This is a genomic window from Sphingobium sp. HWE2-09 (assembly GCF_035989265.1).
GTDB lineage: Bacteria > Pseudomonadota > Alphaproteobacteria > Sphingomonadales > Sphingomonadaceae > Sphingobium.
Genome location: NZ_JAYKZX010000003.1, coordinates 908,310 through 924,281 on the forward strand (window position 1 = coordinate 908,310; position 15,972 = coordinate 924,281).

Sequence of the window (15,972 nt, forward strand, 5' to 3'; positions counted from 1 at the left end):
CCGCTTCGCAAAATGAAAGACTAAATAGGCCCGTCCACACGGCATGAGCCGGGGCGGCGCGGGCCATATGCTGGCGGGTTATGCAGACAGGATTTGACGATTTTCTGACGCTGGAGGTCAACGACCTGCACGTCGACGTGCTGACCGGCATTTATTCGGAGGAGACGCATCTCCCCCAACCGCTGCGCATATCCATCCGCGCGCGCCTGCAAATCGCCGATCATTACGAGCCGGATACGGCCCTCGGCCAGTCCAAAAATTATATGGACCTGAAACACGCCGCCTCGACCGCGCTGCCCGAAGGCGTGCATTTCACCCTGATCGAAGCGGTCGCCGACCATATCATCGACACCATCTTCCTGCAGGACGACAAGGTCAGCCATGTCGAGGTGAAGATCGTCAAACTGGCCCTGTCCGAACGCGGCGAGGAAATCGGCATCACCCTGGGCCGCGGGCGGAAATAAGGTATCAAGAATGCGGCGTGCTCCCGCGCAGGCGGGAGCCCAGTCCGGCGGTTAGGTTGAGCGCCCGCCGCGCCACATGTCACCCCTTCTTGATCAACCCAATCTCGATGAGCCGCTCCGTCAGATAATCATGCGCGCTGATCGGCGGATCGCGCCGCGGATTATCGTCGCTCACGCATTGCGGCAGCGCATCGATCATGAAATCGGGCCGCAAGTGCAGGAAGAACGGCATGGAATAGCGCGAATGGCCGCGCCGCTCCGGCGGCGGATTGACGACGCGATGGCTGGTCGACGGCAGGATATGATTGGTCAACCGCTGCAACATGTCGCCGACATTGATCGCCAGCGCACCCGGCGGCGGCACCACGGGCAGCCAGTTGCCGTTCCGATCCTTCAACTCCAGCCCGCCTTCTTCCGCGCCCAGCAATAGGGTGATGAGGTTGATATCCTCATGCGCGCCCGCGCGGATACCCGGCGCCTGCGGCGACACCGGCGGATAATGGAGCAGGCGCAGGATCGAATTGCCATTGTCGATCGGCCCGTCGAACCAGCGTTCGGGCAGACCCAGATAGAGCGCGATCGCCGACAGCAGCTCCGCGCCCACCCGGTCGAACTCGTCATACAGCTTGGCGAATACGGGTTGGAACTCCGGCATGGCGTCGGGCCAGATATTGGGCGGCATCGTCTCGGCCAGCGGATCACCATCCGGCAACTCGCGGCCGACATGCCAGAATTCCTTCAGGTCATTCTCGCTCGCGCCCTTGGCGATCTCCGTACCGAACGCGGTATAGCCCCGCTGGCCGCCATTGCCCTTGGCGCTGTAACGCTGCTTCACCTCTTCGGGCAGGGCAAAGAACCGGCGCGCCAGCGCCCATCCGTCATCGACCAGCGTCTGGTCCATGCCATGATCCTTCACCATGGCGAAGCCGAACTGTTGGAACGACCGGCCGAAGGCGGCGGCGAAATCTGCCTTGCTCATATCCGCCATGGACAGGACGGGAACCTGGTCCAGCACCGTTTGCGACACGTCTTATCTCCGATAAAGGTCTGAATCAGCCTTGGCCCGCTATAGGGGGCGGCTTGTCTGTCGGTCCATCCTTGATCGCGCCGGGCCGCTGTTGCAAGACGGCAGGATGAACTATTGGCTGATGAAATCGGAACCCGACGTCTTTTCCTATGACGACCTGGTCGCCAAGGGGAAGGCCGAATGGGACGGCGTGCGCAATCACGCGGCGCAAGGTCATATGAAGGCGATGCGCAAAGGCGACCGCGCCTTTTTCTATCACAGCAATATCGGTCTGGAAGCGGTCGGCATCATGACGGTGGTGGAAGAAGCCGCGCCTGACAGCACCGACGATACCGGCAAATGGATATCGGTCCATGTCGCGCCGTATGAAAAGCTGGCCAAACCGGTGTCGCTCAAGGCGATGAAGGCCGATCCAGCCTTGGCTGACATGGTCATGCTTCGCCAATCGCGCTTGTCAGTGGCACCACTCACAAAGGCCCAATTCGACCATATCGTTGCTATGTCAAAGGGTTGAGCGGATCATTGGGGCATGATTGCAGATGATGCAACTGGCGCGCCGCTCTTTGCGATTGTGGCAATGCCGCGCTGCAACATAGAAGCGCCTTAACAGAATAAGAAAAACCAAGAGGTGTTTGATCGGCATTCACAAGGAGTTTACCCATGCGAATGCTGTCCAAGTTCATTGTCGCCGGCGCCCTGAGCGCCATTGTTGCCGCCGCTGCACCTGCCCAGGCGGAAGACGCCGCCAAGCAGCGCTTCACGCACGAAGGTTATACCTATGTGTATGAAGTCAAGGATACCAAGACCGGCAAGGTCATCTCCGGCCGTCGCTTCCCCGACGCCGTTGCGTTCAACCTCGCTGTGAAGAACGGCAAGGTTTCGGGCGTGTCGGGTGGCCAGCAGGTCGCTTTCAAGGTCGAAGAAGCGCGTGGCGCCGCGGGCGCTGCTGCGGAATAATCCCGACGCTTCACGAATAAAAAGGGCGGCATCCAACCGGATGCCGCCCTTTTTTATCCGCCTCGGATCAACGGCAACGACGCTTGCTGTCGATTTCCTTGCCCAGCAGCGCACCGCCCGCCGCGCCCAGGATCGTGCCCGTCGCGCGATCACCGCGCGTGTCGATCGCACGACCAGCCAGCGCTCCGCCGACGCCGCCCACGATCAGGCCGGTCGTACCGTTGGATTTGCGGCAATAGGTCCGGCCATCACGACCGCGCCATTCCTTGTAACGATGATTTTTCCGCGCTTGGGCGCCATCGGTGGGCACCGCCATGGACATGGGAACCGCCAGCGAAACAGCGGCGAGGGCGAGCAGGGCTTTACGCATTGAGATTCTCCTCCAGATTGCGTGGTTTGTCGCTTGAACCCTCTAACCTTGATCAGGGTTGCATGAACATCAGGCAACAAGCTAAATAACTGTTTCCAAGGCAATAAAATTTGAGGTGAACTGATGCGCGGCGGCGATGAACGGGATGCGCGGGCATTGATTGACCAGCTTGGCCTGACCCCACATCCCGAAGGCGGATGGTATCGCGAAACGTGGCGCGCCGCTGCTGCTCCAGGCGAGCGGGCAGCGGGTACGGCGATCCTGTTTCTGCTGGAAGCGCACCAGCGCTCCCATTGGCATAAGGTCGATGCGGACGAACATTGGTTCTGGCATGATGGCGCACCGCTCACATTATCGATCGCCGCGCCCGATCAGCCTGCACAGGATCATGTCCTCGGGCCGGACGTGCCGAACGGACAAATGCCGCAAATCCAGGTGCCAGCTCATCATTGGCAGGCCGCCACGCCGCAGTATGGGTGGACGCTGGTCAGCTGCACCGTGATCCCCGGCTTTGATTTTGCGGGCTTTTCCCTCGCGCCGCCGGATTGGTCGCCACCGGTCTGAAACTTATCCACAGCTTTATGCGAAGCAACGTCAATTGCAGATGCGATTTCGCTTTGAACGACTCGATCATGGTGAGACCATCCCCATATCGAGACGGTGGAAATGGAGCGATCCACTTCCAAAATCTCTGAGAAATCAGGGATCTAACCGCATCGAACGTTCGCTAGCAGGCAATGTCCGCAAGGGCGGAGCCGGGCAGACGAACGGGGATGCTTGAAGCCTGTGCCGGGTACGCGCGAAAGTGAACGTCGGGCATGGAAAGCAGGCAGCCAGCACCGGAAAGGCGGCCCTTGGCCAACAACCGGCGCAAAGCCTGTACGCCATTCTCGCCAGAGGAGCACGCACAGGATCGCCGGGCCGATGATCGCATTCTGTAAGGGACGCGGATCGCATGACCCGACGGAAATGGGGACCGACAGCGATGTCGGCCCCCATTTTGCGTTCGGGGACCATGACAGCCTCATGGCCTGGAGAGAATGTAAAGACTGGTGCCGGCTACAGGATTCGAACCCGTGGCCCCCTGATTACAAATCAGGTGCTCTACCAACTGAGCTAAGCCGGCGTTCCGTTGGGACCGCACGCCCTTACTATCAGATCACGCCGAACGTCCAGCCCTCAGTGCAAGCAATCTGCGCGGTCAGCAGCGAAGGCGACCATAAATCTGGCTGATCGGCCACGCGCCGCATCCAGGCGGCAGTGACGATCGCGTCCGCGCCATGATCGTCCGGCATCGCGCCGTCATGGCCCGCCGATCCCAAAGCCGCCAGCGCATCATTCAACGCCCCAGCATCCCGCATCTTCGTGCGACCCTTGGGACGACCGGCAGCGCGCGCGGCGATGCTGGTATAGATTTCCACGACCAGCGATCCGGCCACCGGCAGGGGATCGAACGGCCATATCGCCACGTCGCCATGAATATGATGCAGCAACCGCATCCCCGCAAAGCTGGCCTTGGCGACCTGCGCCGCGCCGATCGCATCATAGACGGTCGATGGCTTGCCGCCACCGCCCGCATTATATCGCGTTTCGCACACCCGATTATGCATGAAGGCCGCCTTCACCCCATCGGCCTTGCCGAAATAGAAATGGCGGCGATGCGCGATCTCAAGCAGGCTCGCCGCGCCCAGATCCACGTCGTCGCAAATGGCATCGACATAGGCCCAGAAGGTGGGGCCATCCGTCGGCACCGCATCGCCAGGCAGATAGCCGCCCCGCGCCACGAAAGGCGGGGCGAAGCTGAAATCGAACCCGAACAGCGTCGGCGCCTGCGCCGCGGCCCCCACCAGCCAGTCCACCACCTTCCGCCGCGACCAGACGCCCTGCGGCGGCGTCACCAACTGCGGCACATCGTCGCCAACCTCGCACAAAGCCACCGCAATGCCCTTGTGCCGTACGCCCTTGGCTCCGGACCAGTCGATCGCGGCGAACCGCGTGAAATGCATCACCCGCCCGCACGCTCCGCCCGCAACCGGTCCCAATGCGCGATCCGTTCGGCGATCCGCGCCTCGAACCCCCGATCGGTCGGCGCATAGAAGGTCTGCGGCGTCATCTCTTCCGGCCAGTAATTCGCCCCAGAAAATCCCTCCGCCGCGTCATGATCATATTGATAGCCCTTGCCATAGCCGACCTGCTTCATCAGCTTGGTGGGGGCGTTGACGATGTTCATCGGCGGCATCATCGATCCGGTGTCGCGCGCGGACTTGAACGACGCCTTCATCGCGGCATAGGCGGCGTTCGACTTGGGCGCCGTCGCGCAATAGAGGCACGCCTGCACGATCGCCAGTTCGCCTTCGGGCGATCCCAGGAAATCATAGGCATCCTTTGCTGCCAGGCACTGGATCACCGCCTGCGGATCGGCAAGGCCGATATCCTCCGTCGCAAAGCGCACCAGTCGCCGCAGCACATAAAGTGGCTCTTCCCCCGCCGTCAGCATCCGCGCCAGATAATAGAGCGCCGCCTGCGGATCGGACCCGCGCAGCGACTTATGCAGCGCGGAAATAAGGTTGTAATGCCCCTCCCGATCCTTGTCGTACACCGCGACGCGCCGGTGGAGCAGGGCAGATAGGCCCGCCGGATCGAGCGGTTCGGGCAGGTCGATCGCATAGAGCGTTTCGACCTGGTTCAGCAGGAAACGCCCATCGCCATCCGCGCTGGCGATCAGCGCTTCGCGTGCGGCGGCGTCGATCGGCACCGGGCGACCGGTCAGCGCTTCCGCCCGATCCAGCAACTGTTCCAGCGCGACCGCGTCCAAACGCCGCAGGATCAGCACCTGCGCCCGCGACAGCAAAGCCGCGTTCAACTCGAAGCTCGGATTTTCGGTCGTCGCGCCGACCAGCGTCACCGTGCCATCCTCCACGAACGGCAGAAACCCGTCCTGCTGCGCGCGGTTGAACCGATGGATTTCGTCCACGAACAATAGGGTCTTCTCGCCGCGCCGCGCATGATCCTTCGCCGTCGCGAACAGCTTCTTCAGGTCCGCCACGCCGGAAAACACGGCCGATATCGGCGCAAAGCGCATCCCCACTGCATCGGCCAGCAACCGCGCAGTGGTCGTCTTGCCGGTGCCGGGCGGTCCCCACAGGATGATGGAAGATAGCCGGCCCGCCGCGACCATCCGCCCGATCGCGCCGTCAGGGCCGGTCAGATGTTCCTGCCCCACCACATCGGCCAGCGTGCGCGGGCGCAGCCGGTCGGCGAGCGGCGCGGTATCGGAAGGGCCATCGCTGGCGGGCAGGTCGTCGGAAGCGAAAAGGTCAGCCATCGCTACCGATATAGGATATATGGTGGATTATGGAACCGGGCTGGACCGTGGCGCCAGCCCCTGCGCGCGTTGGCGGACGACGCGGACATAGGTGTCGACCAGCGCCTGGTTGACCTGGTCCCAACCATTGCGTTCCGCCCGCGCCTGCGCCGCCGCACCTGCGGCCTGGCGCGCGTCATGATCGATACAATAATCCTGTAACGCATCGGCAAACGCGCTGATCGCGCCGGGGCGGATCAGGCGGCCGGTCACGCCGTCCGTCACCAGGCTTTCGCTGCCCGTTGCGCGCGCCGCGACGGTGGGCAGCCCGCACGCCATAGCCTCCAGCGTGACATTGCCGAAGGTTTCGGTGACCGACGGGTTGAACAGCATGTCCATGCTGGCGACGGCGCGGCCCAGCTCCGGCCCCTTCTGAAACCCGGTAAAGATCGCGCCGGGCAGGCGGGTCTGGAACCAGTCGCGCGCCGGTCCTTCGCCCACCACCAATATCTTATGCTGCACCTGTCGCGCGGCCAGTTGGTCGATCGCGTCGGAAAACACGTCCAGACCTTTTTCCATCACCAGCCGACCGATAAAGCCGATCGCGGGCGCATCGTCGGCGATACCCAGCGACCGGCGCCAATCCATGTCGCGGCGGCCGGGATTGAAAATCTCCCGGTCGATGCCGCGCGTCCAGATGCCGACATCATAATTCATCCGCTGGTCGCGCAGCAGCTGCGCCATCGATTCGGACGGCGCGACGATCGCATCGCACCGCCGATAGAAGCGGCGCAGCATGGATTCGATCAGCGGTTCCAGAAAGGCCAGGCCATAATAGCGCGGATAGGTTTCGAACCGGGTATGCACCGAAGCCACCGTCGGCAAACCGCGCGCCCGCGCCCAGCTGAGCGCCCGGTGGCCCAGCGGGTCAGGGCTGGACAGATGCACGATATTGGGCGCGAACGCCTTGAGATCGCGGCGCACCTGCGCCGACATGCGATAGGGCACCCGATATTCCTTGCGCCCCGGCACCGGAAAGGACGGGGTGCTGACCAAGTCGCCGGCCGGATCGAAGGCAGGCGTCGGCGTCGTCGGCGAATAGACGCGCACCGCCGCCCCCTGTCGCAGCAAATAGGCCACGAAGCGGTTGAGCGCCTGGTTCGCACCATCGCGGACATAGTTGTAATTGCCGCTGAACAGGGCGACGCGCAGGCCGGTAGCATCCATCGTCGCCCCTTACTGCAACGAACCAAAAAACCCAAGGGAACCAGTTTGCACTTTGTGAATTTTGCTCTTCGTTGATGGCGAGTAGCGGCCGGCGCAGCGTGCGCTCGAAATAGGAGAGGATGCCCCATGACCGAGACATTCCGTAAAGGAACGCGGGTCAAGTGGAACTGGGGGCAGGGCGTCGGCCGAGGGCGTATTGCCGAGCGGTTCGACCGCCATGTCGAACGTACGATCGAAGGATCGCGCATCCGCCGCAACGGCTCGCCCCGCAATCCCGCCTATCTGATCCAGTCCGAAAATGGCGGCGAAGTGTTGAAGCTCCGCTCGGAAATAAGCACCAGCTAATTGTTGGTCCGTATAAAGGGTCGTGCTTGGCGCGTACCCTACGCGATAAGCCATGCCTCTAACGGCAAAGCGGCTATCGCGCCTTTGCCGCTGACGTGGCATCATCGGCTGCATGACGACACCCTTCATGACGATCGACGCACTGCTGGTCGGTACGCCCAGGCCTTTTCGGGACGGTGACTATAGCGCCATCGCCAAGCAACCGGTCGATGGGCCGGTGCGGATCACATGGAACGGCTTAGACCATGATGCCGTCGCGGACCTGATCCATCATGGCGGCTGGGACAAGGCCATCCATCTTTATCCGCAGGATCATTATGGCTGGTGGCGGGACCGCAAGCCGGGTCAACCCCTGCTCGACGTCCCTGGCGCCTTTGGCGAAAATATCGCTTCGCATGGCATGACGGAAGCCGACATTTGCCTGGGCGACCGCTTTTCGCTGGGCAGCGCAATAGTCGAAGTGAGCCATGGCCGTCAGCCCTGCTGGAAGCTCGACCACCGCTTCGGCGCGCGTGACGTGATGGCGACGATCGTCAAAACGGCCCGTTGCGGCCTGTATTTCCGCGTGATCCGGGAAGGAGAGGCGGAAGCGGGAATGCGCATGGATCTGCTGGAACGCCCCTTGCCCGATTGGAGCATCGCGCGGGTGTTCGCGCTGCTGATCGGCGGCGGCCACAAGTGCGACCCGGAAGGCGTCCGCGCCCTATCCGCCATGACCGTCCTCGCCGCGGCATGGCGCGAACGCGCCAGCAAACTGGCGGGGTAGGCAGCGGCCGCTGTCCTACATAACCTTGGCCATGATAATTTGCGCATCGCTGTTTGATGCGACCCGCTTCCCCCTTTCATTTGCGAAACATAATTTCCAACTCATATATTAAAATGTCGAAATCAGCGGGAAATGTGCGAAGTTAAGCGGCGCAAATCCTATTCGGGCAGGGGCGCTTCCACGCGGTCGCCATGGCTTTTGGGGGAGGATGTAACCAGTATCTCCACCGGAACCGCGCTCCTGTTCTGCGCCCGATGCGGCACGCCTGGCGCGATCTCGATCCCTTGCCCGACCGACAGCCGGTAGGTCTGTCCCGCCGCCTCCATCGTCAGTTCGCCCGCCAGCACATAAAAGAACTGCCGCGCTGTACGATGATAGTGGCGCACCTCGCTTGCGCCCGGCTGGATACGCTCTTCTATCACGGACAGGTCGTCCCGCTGCACCAGATGCCAGCCGTCATTCACCTCGCCCCACATATAATGGTCGGCGCCCGCCTTCTCGACGGGGTGGGGAATGGCAACGGGCGTAACGCTGGCGGCGGCGATCAGGAGCAGGGCGTTCATGCCGGTTTCAACGAAGCACCTACGCCGCCCCCGCCATAGCGCTGGTATCGCCGTGATCGCATCCCTATAGCTGGTCCATGGCATCGACCCCCAAGAACAAGACATCCGCGTCCGCTCGCACCCCGGCCCGTACCAAGGTCCGCCCCGCCGGTTTCCCGACCCGCGACGAAGTGGTGGATTTCATCACCACATCCGATCAGCCCGCTGGCAAGCGCGAAATCGCCAAGGCGTTCGGCCTGAAGGGTCAGGAAAAGATCGCGCTGAAGGCTTTGCTCAAGGATATGGCGGACGAAGGTCTGATCGATCTCGGCCCCGCCCGCGCCTTCCACAAGATGGGCGGCGTACCCAAGGTGACGGTGCTGCGTATCATCGATGTCGATGACACCACCCTGATCGCTACCCCCGAACGGTGGGAAGCCGAAGGCCAGCCCGCCCCCCGCCTGCGCGTGCTGGAGCGCGGCAAGCGTGGCGCGCTCACCATCGGCGACCGCATTCTCGCCCGTACCGAGGAAGCCGGGCGCGGCTATGTCGCCCACGTCATGAAGAAACTCGCCAAGGCCAGCGAGGAATTGCTGGGCGTGGTGGAAGTGATGGCCGACGGCAAGCTATGGCTCCGCCCGGTCGACAAGCGCATCCGCAAGGACACGCCGATCAGCGATGTCGGCAATGCCAAGCCTGGCGACCTGGTGCTGGCCGAACCCCATGGCCGCCCGCCGCGCATCGCCGCCCGCGTCACCGACATTCTTGGCGATCCCTTCGCCCCGCGCAGCTTCAGCCTAATCGCGATCCACAAGCACGGCATCCCCCACGTGTTCCCAGAGCGCGTCGAGGAAGAGGCGACTAAAGCCTCCGCCCTGCCACTGCACGAAGACAAGCGGGAAGATTTGCGCCACCTGCCGATCATCGCGATCGACCCGTCCGACGCCCGCGATCATGACGATGCCGTCTGGGCCACCCCGGACGAGGATGAAGGCAATCCCGGCGGCTATAAGGCGATCGTCGCCATCGCCGACGTCAGCTATTATGTCCGCCCCGGCAGCGCGCTGGACAAAGAGGCGCGCAAGCGCGGCAACAGCGTCTATTTCCCCGATCAGGTCGTGCCGATGCTCCCGCACGAACTGTCGTCCGACATGTGTTCGCTCCGCGCCGGGCAAGACCGCGCGGCCATGGCCTGCCACCTCACCATCAACGCCAATGGCAAGGTGACGGCCTGGCGCTTCACCCGCGCCGTGATCCGCGTCGCCGCGGTGCTGGCCTATGAAGATGCGCAGGCGGCGATGGATGCGTCTTTTGCTGCGGAAGGAGCCGCCTCTCATTCTCCCCTCCCGCAAGCGGGAGGGGCCGGGGGTGGGCAGGAACTTGACGCCGCGCCCACGGCTTCACGCAAACAGGCGGACGAACTGCTCGACGTCGCCCTCAAACCCCTATGGGCCTGCTGGACGCTCCTGTGCAAAGCACGGGAAGCACGCGATCCGCTCGCCCTGGACCTGCCCGAACGGCGGGTGGTGCTGGATGAGCATGGCAAGATCGTCAGCGTCGCCGTGCGCGAACGGCTCGACGCGCATATGCTGATCGAGGATTGTATGATCGCCGCCAACGTCGCGGCCGCCAAGGCGCTGGAGGCAAAGAAGGCACCGGTCATGTACCGCGTCCATGAAGCGCCCGGCCGCGACAAGCTGGTTTCGCTCAAGGAATATCTCGCGACCTTCGACATGGATTTCGCGCTGGGCCAGGTCATCCGTCCCGCGACCTTCAACGCCCTAATCCGCAAAATCGCGGAGTCGGAAGAGAAGGAGCAGATCATGGTCCAGATCCTCCGCAGCCAGACCCAGGCCTATTATAGCCCGCAGAATATGGGCCATTTCGGCCTGGCGCTCGGCAGCTACGCCCATTTCACCTCGCCCATCCGCCGCTATGCGGACTTGCTGGTCCACCGTGCGCTGGTTGGCGCCTACGGCCTGGACCTGCCCGCGCCCAAGGATAAGGCGATCCCGGACCGCTCGTCGCTCAGCCAGGATGATTATGAAAATATGGGCCGCGTCGGCGAAATGATCTCCGGCCACGAACGCCGCGCGATGGAAGCGGAGCGCGAAACGGTCGATCGTTATGTCGCGGCTTTCCTGTCCGCCCATGTCGGTGAAATCGTGAAGGCGCGCATTACCGGCGTCCAGAATTTCGGCTTCTTCGCGACGGTCGACGGGCTGGGCGGCGACGGGTTGGTGCCGGTATCGACCATGGGCGACGAACATTTCTTCTACGACGAAGCAGGCAAGGCGTTGCAGGGCACGAACAGCGGTGATCGCTACACCGTCGGTCAGCGGCTGGACTTACGATTGGCGGAAGCTGACCCGATCAACGGCTCGCTCCGCTTCGAACTGCCCGACAATCCCGCCCCCCGCGGCGGCCCGATGAAGCGCGACCGCACCCGTCCGGGCATCAATCGCGGCCGCCCGACCAACATCCGCCACATGGGCGCAAAGCGGGGCAAGCATAAAAGGTAAGCCTATTCATTCTTGATAACGTCATCCCCGTGAAGGCGGGGATCCATCCCCGGACCTTACGGCCCGATCAAACGCAGAAAGATAGCGTCTCAACTCAACCGATCGATCGCATCGCTATCCAGCCCGCCCGGAATGATCATCAACGGGCAGGGCAGTTTGCCCGCATCCGGCCCGGCGAAATGCGTCACCAACTTGCCCGGATTGCCGGTCGCCGCAGCCCCCAGCACCAGCGCGGCGACATCGTCCATTTCATCCAGCGTACCGCGCACCACGGCCACGGCATCGCCCTGTCGCACCGTAATGCTCGGCCGAATACCGGACTCGGTTGTCAACGTCCCCGCCGCACTTGTCACCAGCGCCTCGGCGCGTTGCAGCGCCTCATCTTCCATCGTCGCCTGCACGCCGCCCCATTGCACGAACTCGGCCGGCGGGATCAGCGCCAGGATGCGAACGGCGCCGCCGGTCTTGGCCGCACGGCGGGCCGCGAAACGCAGCGCGGTTTCCGCTTCGGGCGATTCGTCCACGACGACCAGATATGTCCGCACTTCTTATCGCCCCCGCGCCCAATTAATGGCATCGACCGCCGATGAAACGGCCCAACTAACCATAAGGGTGAAATGTGCGGCATAAATCCCCCTCTGGCAAGCCGTTGCTTGACCGATCCGGCGAATAGGTGAAAACGAGCACCAACGACCTAAAGCCGTAAAGCCAAGAAGAGGCCCGAAAGCATGAGCAAGACGATCCAGATGCCCGCTTTGTCCCCGACCATGGAGGAAGGGACGTTGGCCAAATGGCTGGTCAAGGAAGGCGACACGGTGTCGTCGGGCGATTTGCTCGCGGAAATCGAAACCGACAAGGCGACGATGGAATTTGAAGCCGTCGACGAAGGCGTCATCGCCAAGATTCTGGTCGCCGAAGGCTCCGAAGGCGTGAAGGTCGGCACCATCATCGCGATCATCGCCGAAGAAGGCGAGGATGCCGCCACCGTCGCCGCCGACGGTGGCAAGGGCGACGCTGCCCCCAAGAGCGAAGCTGCCCCCAAGGCCGATCCCGCGCCCGCCAAGGCCGAAGCCGCAGCGCCCAAGGCCGACGCCACGCCAGCGCCGAAGGCTGCGCAAGCCGACGCCGCGCCCGCGGGCGACCGCGTCAAGGCCAGCCCGCTGGCCCGTCGTTTGGCGCAGGCCAAGGGCATCGACCTCGCCAGCATTTCCGGCACCGGCACCAATGGCCGTATTGTGAAGGCCGACATCGATGGCGCCAAGCCCGGCGCCGCCGCGCCTGCCGCCTCGGCTCCCGCAGCTGCGCCCGCCGCGGCTTCCGCTCCCGCACCGGTTGCCGCCGCCGCGCAGGATTTCGGCATCCCCCACGACGTCGTCAAACTGTCCGGCATGCGCAAGACGATCGCGCGCCGCCTGACCGAATCCAAGCAGCAGGTGCCGCACATCTACCTGACCGTGGATATTCAACTCGACAAGCTGCTTAAGCTGCGCGGCGAACTCAACGCCGGTCTTGCCAGCCGCAACGTGAAGCTGTCGGTCAATGACCTGCTGATCAAGGCGCTGGGCGTTGCCCTGATCCAGGTGCCCGAATGCAATGTGCAGTTTGCGGGCGACCAGATGCTGCAGTTCAAGCGCGCCGATATCAGCGTCGCCGTATCGATCCCCGGTGGCCTGATCACCCCGATCATATCGGACGCAGGCAGCAAGGGCGTCGCCGCCATCTCCGAAGCAATGAAGGATTTGGCGAGCCGCGCCAAGGACGGCAAGCTCAAGCCCGAGGAATATCAGGGCGGCACCGCGTCATTGTCCAATATGGGCATGTTCGGCATCAAGCAGTTCGAAGCTGTCATCAACCCGCCCCAGGCGATGATCATGGCGATCGGCGCGGGCGAAAAGCGTCCCTATATCGTGGACGATTCGCTCCAGATCGCGACCGTCATGTCGGCGACCGGCAGCTTCGACCATCGCGCCATCGACGGCGCGGATGGCGCGCGCTTGATGAAGGCGTTCAAGGAATTGGTCGAAAACCCGATCGGCATGCTCGCCTGATGCCCTATGTGGACGAAACCCCGCCGGACATCAGCCCGGCGGTGCGGGTCATCGCCATGCCGACCGACACCAATCCCTATGGGGATATTTTCGGCGGCTGGCTGATGAGCCTGATGGATTCCGCGGCGGGGTCCGTAGCCGCCCGGCATAGCCATGGCCGCGCCGTGACGATCGCGGTGGAGGGGATGACCTTCCTGCGCCCTGTCGTAGTCGGCGACGAAGTGTCGGTCTTTGCAACCCTTAATTCCGTCGGGCGCACCTCGATGAAGATCGAGGTAGAAGCCTGGCGCCGGGCGCGTCACGACGACCGCACCTATCGCGTCACCCGCGCGACATTCACCTTCGTGGCGATCGGTGAGGATCGCCAGCCCCGTTCCGTACCGCCGCTGGCGGGATAAGTTTTAGAGAGGCTGATCATGGCTGAAAATTACGATGTCATCGTGCTAGGCTCCGGCCCCGGCGGCTATGTCGCGGCGATCCGCGCGGCCCAGCTGGGTCTGAAGGTCGCGATCGTCGAGCGCGAAAATCTGGGCGGCATTTGCCTCAACTGGGGTTGCATCCCGACCAAGGCGCTGCTGCGCTCCGCCGAAATCTTCCACTATATGCAACATGCCGGCGACTATGGCCTGGCCGCAGAAAAGATCAGCGCCGACATCGCCGCCGTGGTGAAGCGCTCGCGCGGCGTCGCCAAGCAACTGAATCAGGGCGTCACGCACCTGATGAAGAAGAACAAGATCACCGTCCATATGGGCGATGGCAAGCTGACCGGCAAAGGCAAGCTGTCCGTGACCAAGGATGGCAAGACCGAAGAACTGACCGCCAAGAACATCGTGCTGGCAACCGGCGCCCGCGCCCGCGACCTGCCCGGCACGCCCGCTGATGGCAAGCGCGTATGGACTTACCGCCACGCCATGACGCCGCCTGAAATGCCGACCAAGCTGCTGGTCATCGGATCGGGCGCGATCGGCATCGAATTTGCCAGCTTCTATAACGACATGGGCGCGGACGTGACCGTGGTCGAAATGATGGACCGCATCGTGCCCGTCGAAGACGCCGACGTGTCCGCCTTCCTGGAAAAGGCGCTCAAGAAGCAGGGCATGACCGTCCTGACCGGCGCAGGCGTCAGCGATATCAAGGTCGGCGCCAATGGCGTGACCGCCAAGCTGAAGGACAAGGCGGGCAAGGAAAGTGCCGCCGAATTCAGCCATATGATCGTCGCGATCGGCATCGTCCCTAACACCGCCGACATTGGCCTCAAAGAACTGGGCGTCGATGTGGACGATCGCGGCTTCCTCAAGACCGACGAGATGTGCCGCACCAATGTCGAAGGCCTGTGGGCGATCGGTGACATCACCGCGCCGCCATGGCTCGCGCACAAGGCGAGCCATGAAGGCGTGATCACCGCCGAAGCGATTGCCGGCAAGCATCCCCACGCCATGGACCCGCGCAACATCCCGGGCTGCACCTATTGCCATCCGCAGATCGCCAGCGTCGGCCTGACCGAAGCCAAGGCGAAGGAAGCGGGCTATGACGTAAAGGTCGGCATGTTCCCCTTTATCGGCAATGGCAAGGCGATCGCGCTGGGCGAAGCGGAAGGCTTCACCAAGACCGTGTTCGACGCCAAGACCGGCGAATTGCTGGGCGCCCACATGATCGGCGCGGAAGTGACCGAGATGATCCAGGGCTATACCATCGGCAAGACGCTGGAAACGACCGAAGCGGAACTGATGCACACCGTCTTCCCGCATCCCACCATTTCGGAATCCATGCATGAAAGCGTGCTCGCGGCATATGGCCGTGCGCTCCATATCTGATCGGCGCACACGCCAGGTGAAAGGCGCGGGGGCTTTGGCTCTCGCGCTTTTTTGCGTCCTGGCGATCGCGCTGATGCAGCGGGCGGGATGGCTCGATGGCTTGAATGTAGGCCTGATGACGCTGGCGGGGCAGGCGCGGGAGACGGCGACCGGCGGACCCATCACCATGGTGATGCGCCTGGCGTCCGCCTTGGGTGGAACGGCCGGACGGCTGGTGCTGCTGGCGGCAGTGCTGTTGCCGCTTATGTGGACCGGGCGATGGCGCGCGGCAGGCTGGCTTGCCGCGACGATGGCGGGGGGAACGTTGCTCAACCTTGGCCTGAAGCAGATTTTCGCCGCCCCGCGCCCCGATCTCCTGCCGCATCTGGACAATGTCCACAGCTACAGCTTCCCCAGCGGCCACGCGGCGGGCAATATGATGTTCTTCGGTGCCGTCGCGATGCTGGTCGGATCGCGGCTTGGTTATCGCGCGGCGGCGGCGATCATCCTGTTGATCGGTGTCAGCCGCGTCTGGCTGGGCGTCCATTGGCCCAGCGACGTGACCGCAGGCTGGATCGAAGGACTGGGCTGGCTCGTCCTGTGCGGC

17 protein-coding genes, 1 tRNA gene and 1 pseudogene are annotated in these 15,972 nt (G+C 63.3%); 11 read left to right on the forward strand and 8 right to left on the reverse strand.

Annotated elements, in window-relative coordinates; translation table 11 throughout:
- The first annotated feature begins 80 nt into the window (after nt 1–80).
- Nucleotides 81–464 carry a dihydroneopterin aldolase gene (locus tag U5A89_RS09810; protein ID WP_338160967.1) on the forward strand — a complete coding sequence of 128 codons (384 nt, stop codon included), beginning with the start codon at nt 81–83 and terminating at the stop codon, nt 462–464.
- A gap of 79 nt (nt 465–543) precedes the next feature.
- Here U5A89_RS09810 and U5A89_RS09815 read toward each other — a convergent pair whose 3' ends face one another.
- Nucleotides 544–1,491, reverse strand: coding sequence for an isopenicillin N synthase family dioxygenase (locus tag U5A89_RS09815; RefSeq protein WP_338160968.1), 948 nt, complete (start codon nt 1,489–1,491; stop codon nt 544–546).
- A 106-nt stretch (nt 1,492–1,597) separates the two neighbouring features.
- Here U5A89_RS09815 and U5A89_RS09820 point away from each other — a divergent pair, with 106 nt between their 5' ends.
- Both U5A89_RS09820 and U5A89_RS09825 read left to right on the forward strand, forming a co-directional pair.
- A complete protein-coding gene (locus U5A89_RS09820) occupies nt 1,598–2,005 on the forward strand; it encodes an EVE domain-containing protein (RefSeq protein ID WP_338160969.1) in 408 nt (135 codons plus the stop codon).
- A 152-nt stretch (nt 2,006–2,157) separates the two neighbouring features.
- A complete protein-coding gene (locus U5A89_RS09825; RefSeq protein WP_338163001.1) occupies nt 2,158–2,448 on the forward strand; it encodes a hypothetical protein in 291 nt (96 codons plus the stop codon).
- A 67-nt stretch (nt 2,449–2,515) separates the two neighbouring features.
- Here the strand turns inward: U5A89_RS09825 and U5A89_RS09830 are convergent, their stop codons facing one another.
- Nucleotides 2,516–2,818: a glycine zipper 2TM domain-containing protein gene (locus tag U5A89_RS09830; RefSeq protein WP_338160970.1), complete on the reverse strand. Its 303-nt coding sequence runs from the start codon at nt 2,816–2,818 to the stop codon at nt 2,516–2,518.
- A gap of 123 nt (nt 2,819–2,941) precedes the next feature.
- Between U5A89_RS09830 and U5A89_RS09835 the strand changes: the two genes are divergently transcribed.
- Complete coding sequence (locus U5A89_RS09835) at nt 2,942–3,382, forward strand: cupin domain-containing protein (RefSeq protein ID WP_338160971.1); 441 nt, start codon at nt 2,942–2,944, stop codon at nt 3,380–3,382.
- Between the two features lie 486 nt (nt 3,383–3,868).
- On the opposite strand, the gene U5A89_RS09840 is transcribed toward U5A89_RS09835, so the two are convergent.
- From U5A89_RS09840 to U5A89_RS09855, 4 genes are all read right to left on the reverse strand, one after another.
- A tRNA-Thr gene (locus U5A89_RS09840) sits at nt 3,869–3,944 on the reverse strand.
- A gap of 28 nt (nt 3,945–3,972) precedes the next feature.
- Nucleotides 3,973–4,824, reverse strand: coding sequence for a hypothetical protein (locus U5A89_RS09845; protein WP_338163002.1), 852 nt, complete (start codon nt 4,822–4,824; stop codon nt 3,973–3,975).
- Nucleotides 4,824–6,143, reverse strand: a complete 1,320-nt coding sequence (locus tag U5A89_RS09850) for a replication-associated recombination protein A (protein ID WP_338160972.1) — start codon at nt 6,141–6,143, stop codon at nt 4,824–4,826. Before U5A89_RS09850 ends, U5A89_RS09845 begins: the two co-directional genes overlap by 1 nt.
- Nucleotides 6,144–6,170: 27 nt before the next feature.
- The gene (locus tag U5A89_RS09855; protein WP_338160973.1) at nt 6,171–7,349 is read right to left on the reverse strand and encodes a glycosyltransferase family 4 protein; all 1,179 of its coding nucleotides are present in this window, start codon (nt 7,347–7,349) and stop codon (nt 6,171–6,173) included.
- Between the two features lie 126 nt (nt 7,350–7,475).
- On the opposite strand from U5A89_RS09855, the gene U5A89_RS09860 reads away from it, so the two are divergent.
- The gene (locus U5A89_RS09860; protein WP_338160974.1) at nt 7,476–7,694 is read left to right on the forward strand and encodes a hypervirulence associated TUDOR domain-containing protein; all 219 of its coding nucleotides are present in this window, start codon (nt 7,476–7,478) and stop codon (nt 7,692–7,694) included.
- Between the two features lie 112 nt (nt 7,695–7,806).
- The gene (locus U5A89_RS09865; RefSeq protein WP_338160975.1) at nt 7,807–8,460 is read left to right on the forward strand and encodes an MOSC domain-containing protein; all 654 of its coding nucleotides are present in this window, start codon (nt 7,807–7,809) and stop codon (nt 8,458–8,460) included.
- Between the two features lie 158 nt (nt 8,461–8,618).
- Here the strand turns inward: U5A89_RS09865 and U5A89_RS09870 are convergent, their stop codons facing one another.
- Nucleotides 8,619–9,023, reverse strand: a complete 405-nt coding sequence (locus U5A89_RS09870) for a cupin domain-containing protein (RefSeq protein ID WP_338160976.1) — start codon at nt 9,021–9,023, stop codon at nt 8,619–8,621.
- Nucleotides 9,024–9,100: 77 nt separating this feature from the next.
- On the opposite strand from U5A89_RS09870, the gene U5A89_RS09875 reads away from it, so the two are divergent.
- Nucleotides 9,101–11,524 (forward strand): ribonuclease R family protein, encoded by a 2,424-nt coding sequence (locus tag U5A89_RS09875; RefSeq protein WP_338160977.1) that lies wholly within the window; start codon nt 9,101–9,103, stop codon nt 11,522–11,524.
- Between the two features lie 89 nt (nt 11,525–11,613).
- Here U5A89_RS09875 and U5A89_RS09880 read toward each other — a convergent pair whose 3' ends face one another.
- Entirely contained in the window at nt 11,614–12,069 is a 456-nt protein-coding gene (locus tag U5A89_RS09880) for a universal stress protein (RefSeq protein WP_338160978.1), read from the reverse strand.
- A gap of 183 nt (nt 12,070–12,252) precedes the next feature.
- Between U5A89_RS09880 and U5A89_RS09885 the strand changes: the two genes are divergently transcribed.
- The 4 genes and pseudogenes from U5A89_RS09885 to U5A89_RS09900 all read left to right on the forward strand — a co-directional run.
- Nucleotides 12,253–13,572 carry a pyruvate dehydrogenase complex dihydrolipoamide acetyltransferase gene (locus U5A89_RS09885; RefSeq protein WP_338160979.1) on the forward strand — a complete coding sequence of 440 codons (1,320 nt, stop codon included), beginning with the start codon at nt 12,253–12,255 and terminating at the stop codon, nt 13,570–13,572.
- A complete protein-coding gene (locus U5A89_RS09890; RefSeq protein WP_338160980.1) occupies nt 13,572–13,970 on the forward strand; it encodes an acyl-CoA thioesterase in 399 nt (132 codons plus the stop codon). Before U5A89_RS09885 ends, U5A89_RS09890 begins: the two co-directional genes overlap by 1 nt.
- An 18-nt stretch (nt 13,971–13,988) precedes the next feature.
- Nucleotides 13,989–15,386 carry a dihydrolipoyl dehydrogenase gene (gene lpdA / locus U5A89_RS09895; protein WP_338160981.1) on the forward strand — a complete coding sequence of 466 codons (1,398 nt, stop codon included), beginning with the start codon at nt 13,989–13,991 and terminating at the stop codon, nt 15,384–15,386.
- Between the two features lie 289 nt (nt 15,387–15,675).
- Nucleotides 15,676–15,927, forward strand: a pseudogene (locus U5A89_RS09900) (phosphatase PAP2 family protein); the annotation flags it as partial.
- Nucleotides 15,928–15,972 lie beyond the last annotated feature (45 nt).

What these genes read in the sequence shown, in the direction of transcription:
- U5A89_RS09835 (WP_338160971.1), top strand. Translation starts at nt 2,942, where the DNA reads ATGCGCGGCGGCGATGAACGGGATGCGCGGGCATTGATTGACCAGCTT.
- U5A89_RS09845 (WP_338163002.1), bottom strand. Translation starts at nt 4,824, where the DNA reads ATGCATTTCACGCGGTTCGCCGCGATCGACTGGTCCGGAGCCAAGGGC.
- U5A89_RS09875 (WP_338160977.1), top strand. Translation starts at nt 9,101, where the DNA reads ATGGCATCGACCCCCAAGAACAAGACATCCGCGTCCGCTCGCACCCCG.
- lpdA (WP_338160981.1), top strand. Translation starts at nt 13,989, where the DNA reads ATGGCTGAAAATTACGATGTCATCGTGCTAGGCTCCGGCCCCGGCGGC.
- U5A89_RS09830 (WP_338160970.1), bottom strand. Translation starts at nt 2,818, where the DNA reads ATGCGTAAAGCCCTGCTCGCCCTCGCCGCTGTTTCGCTGGCGGTTCCC.
- U5A89_RS09865 (WP_338160975.1), top strand. Translation starts at nt 7,807, where the DNA reads ATGACGACACCCTTCATGACGATCGACGCACTGCTGGTCGGTACGCCC.
- U5A89_RS09810 (WP_338160967.1), top strand. Translation starts at nt 81, where the DNA reads ATGCAGACAGGATTTGACGATTTTCTGACGCTGGAGGTCAACGACCTG.
- U5A89_RS09855 (WP_338160973.1), bottom strand. Translation starts at nt 7,349, where the DNA reads ATGGATGCTACCGGCCTGCGCGTCGCCCTGTTCAGCGGCAATTACAAC.
- U5A89_RS09870 (WP_338160976.1), bottom strand. Translation starts at nt 9,023, where the DNA reads ATGAACGCCCTGCTCCTGATCGCCGCCGCCAGCGTTACGCCCGTTGCC.
- U5A89_RS09890 (WP_338160980.1), top strand. Translation starts at nt 13,572, where the DNA reads ATGCCCTATGTGGACGAAACCCCGCCGGACATCAGCCCGGCGGTGCGG.
- U5A89_RS09820 (WP_338160969.1), top strand. Translation starts at nt 1,598, where the DNA reads ATGAACTATTGGCTGATGAAATCGGAACCCGACGTCTTTTCCTATGAC.
- U5A89_RS09850 (WP_338160972.1), bottom strand. Translation starts at nt 6,143, where the DNA reads ATGGCTGACCTTTTCGCTTCCGACGACCTGCCCGCCAGCGATGGCCCT.
- U5A89_RS09885 (WP_338160979.1), top strand. Translation starts at nt 12,253, where the DNA reads ATGAGCAAGACGATCCAGATGCCCGCTTTGTCCCCGACCATGGAGGAA.
- U5A89_RS09860 (WP_338160974.1), top strand. Translation starts at nt 7,476, where the DNA reads ATGACCGAGACATTCCGTAAAGGAACGCGGGTCAAGTGGAACTGGGGG.
- U5A89_RS09825 (WP_338163001.1), top strand. Translation starts at nt 2,158, where the DNA reads ATGCTGTCCAAGTTCATTGTCGCCGGCGCCCTGAGCGCCATTGTTGCC.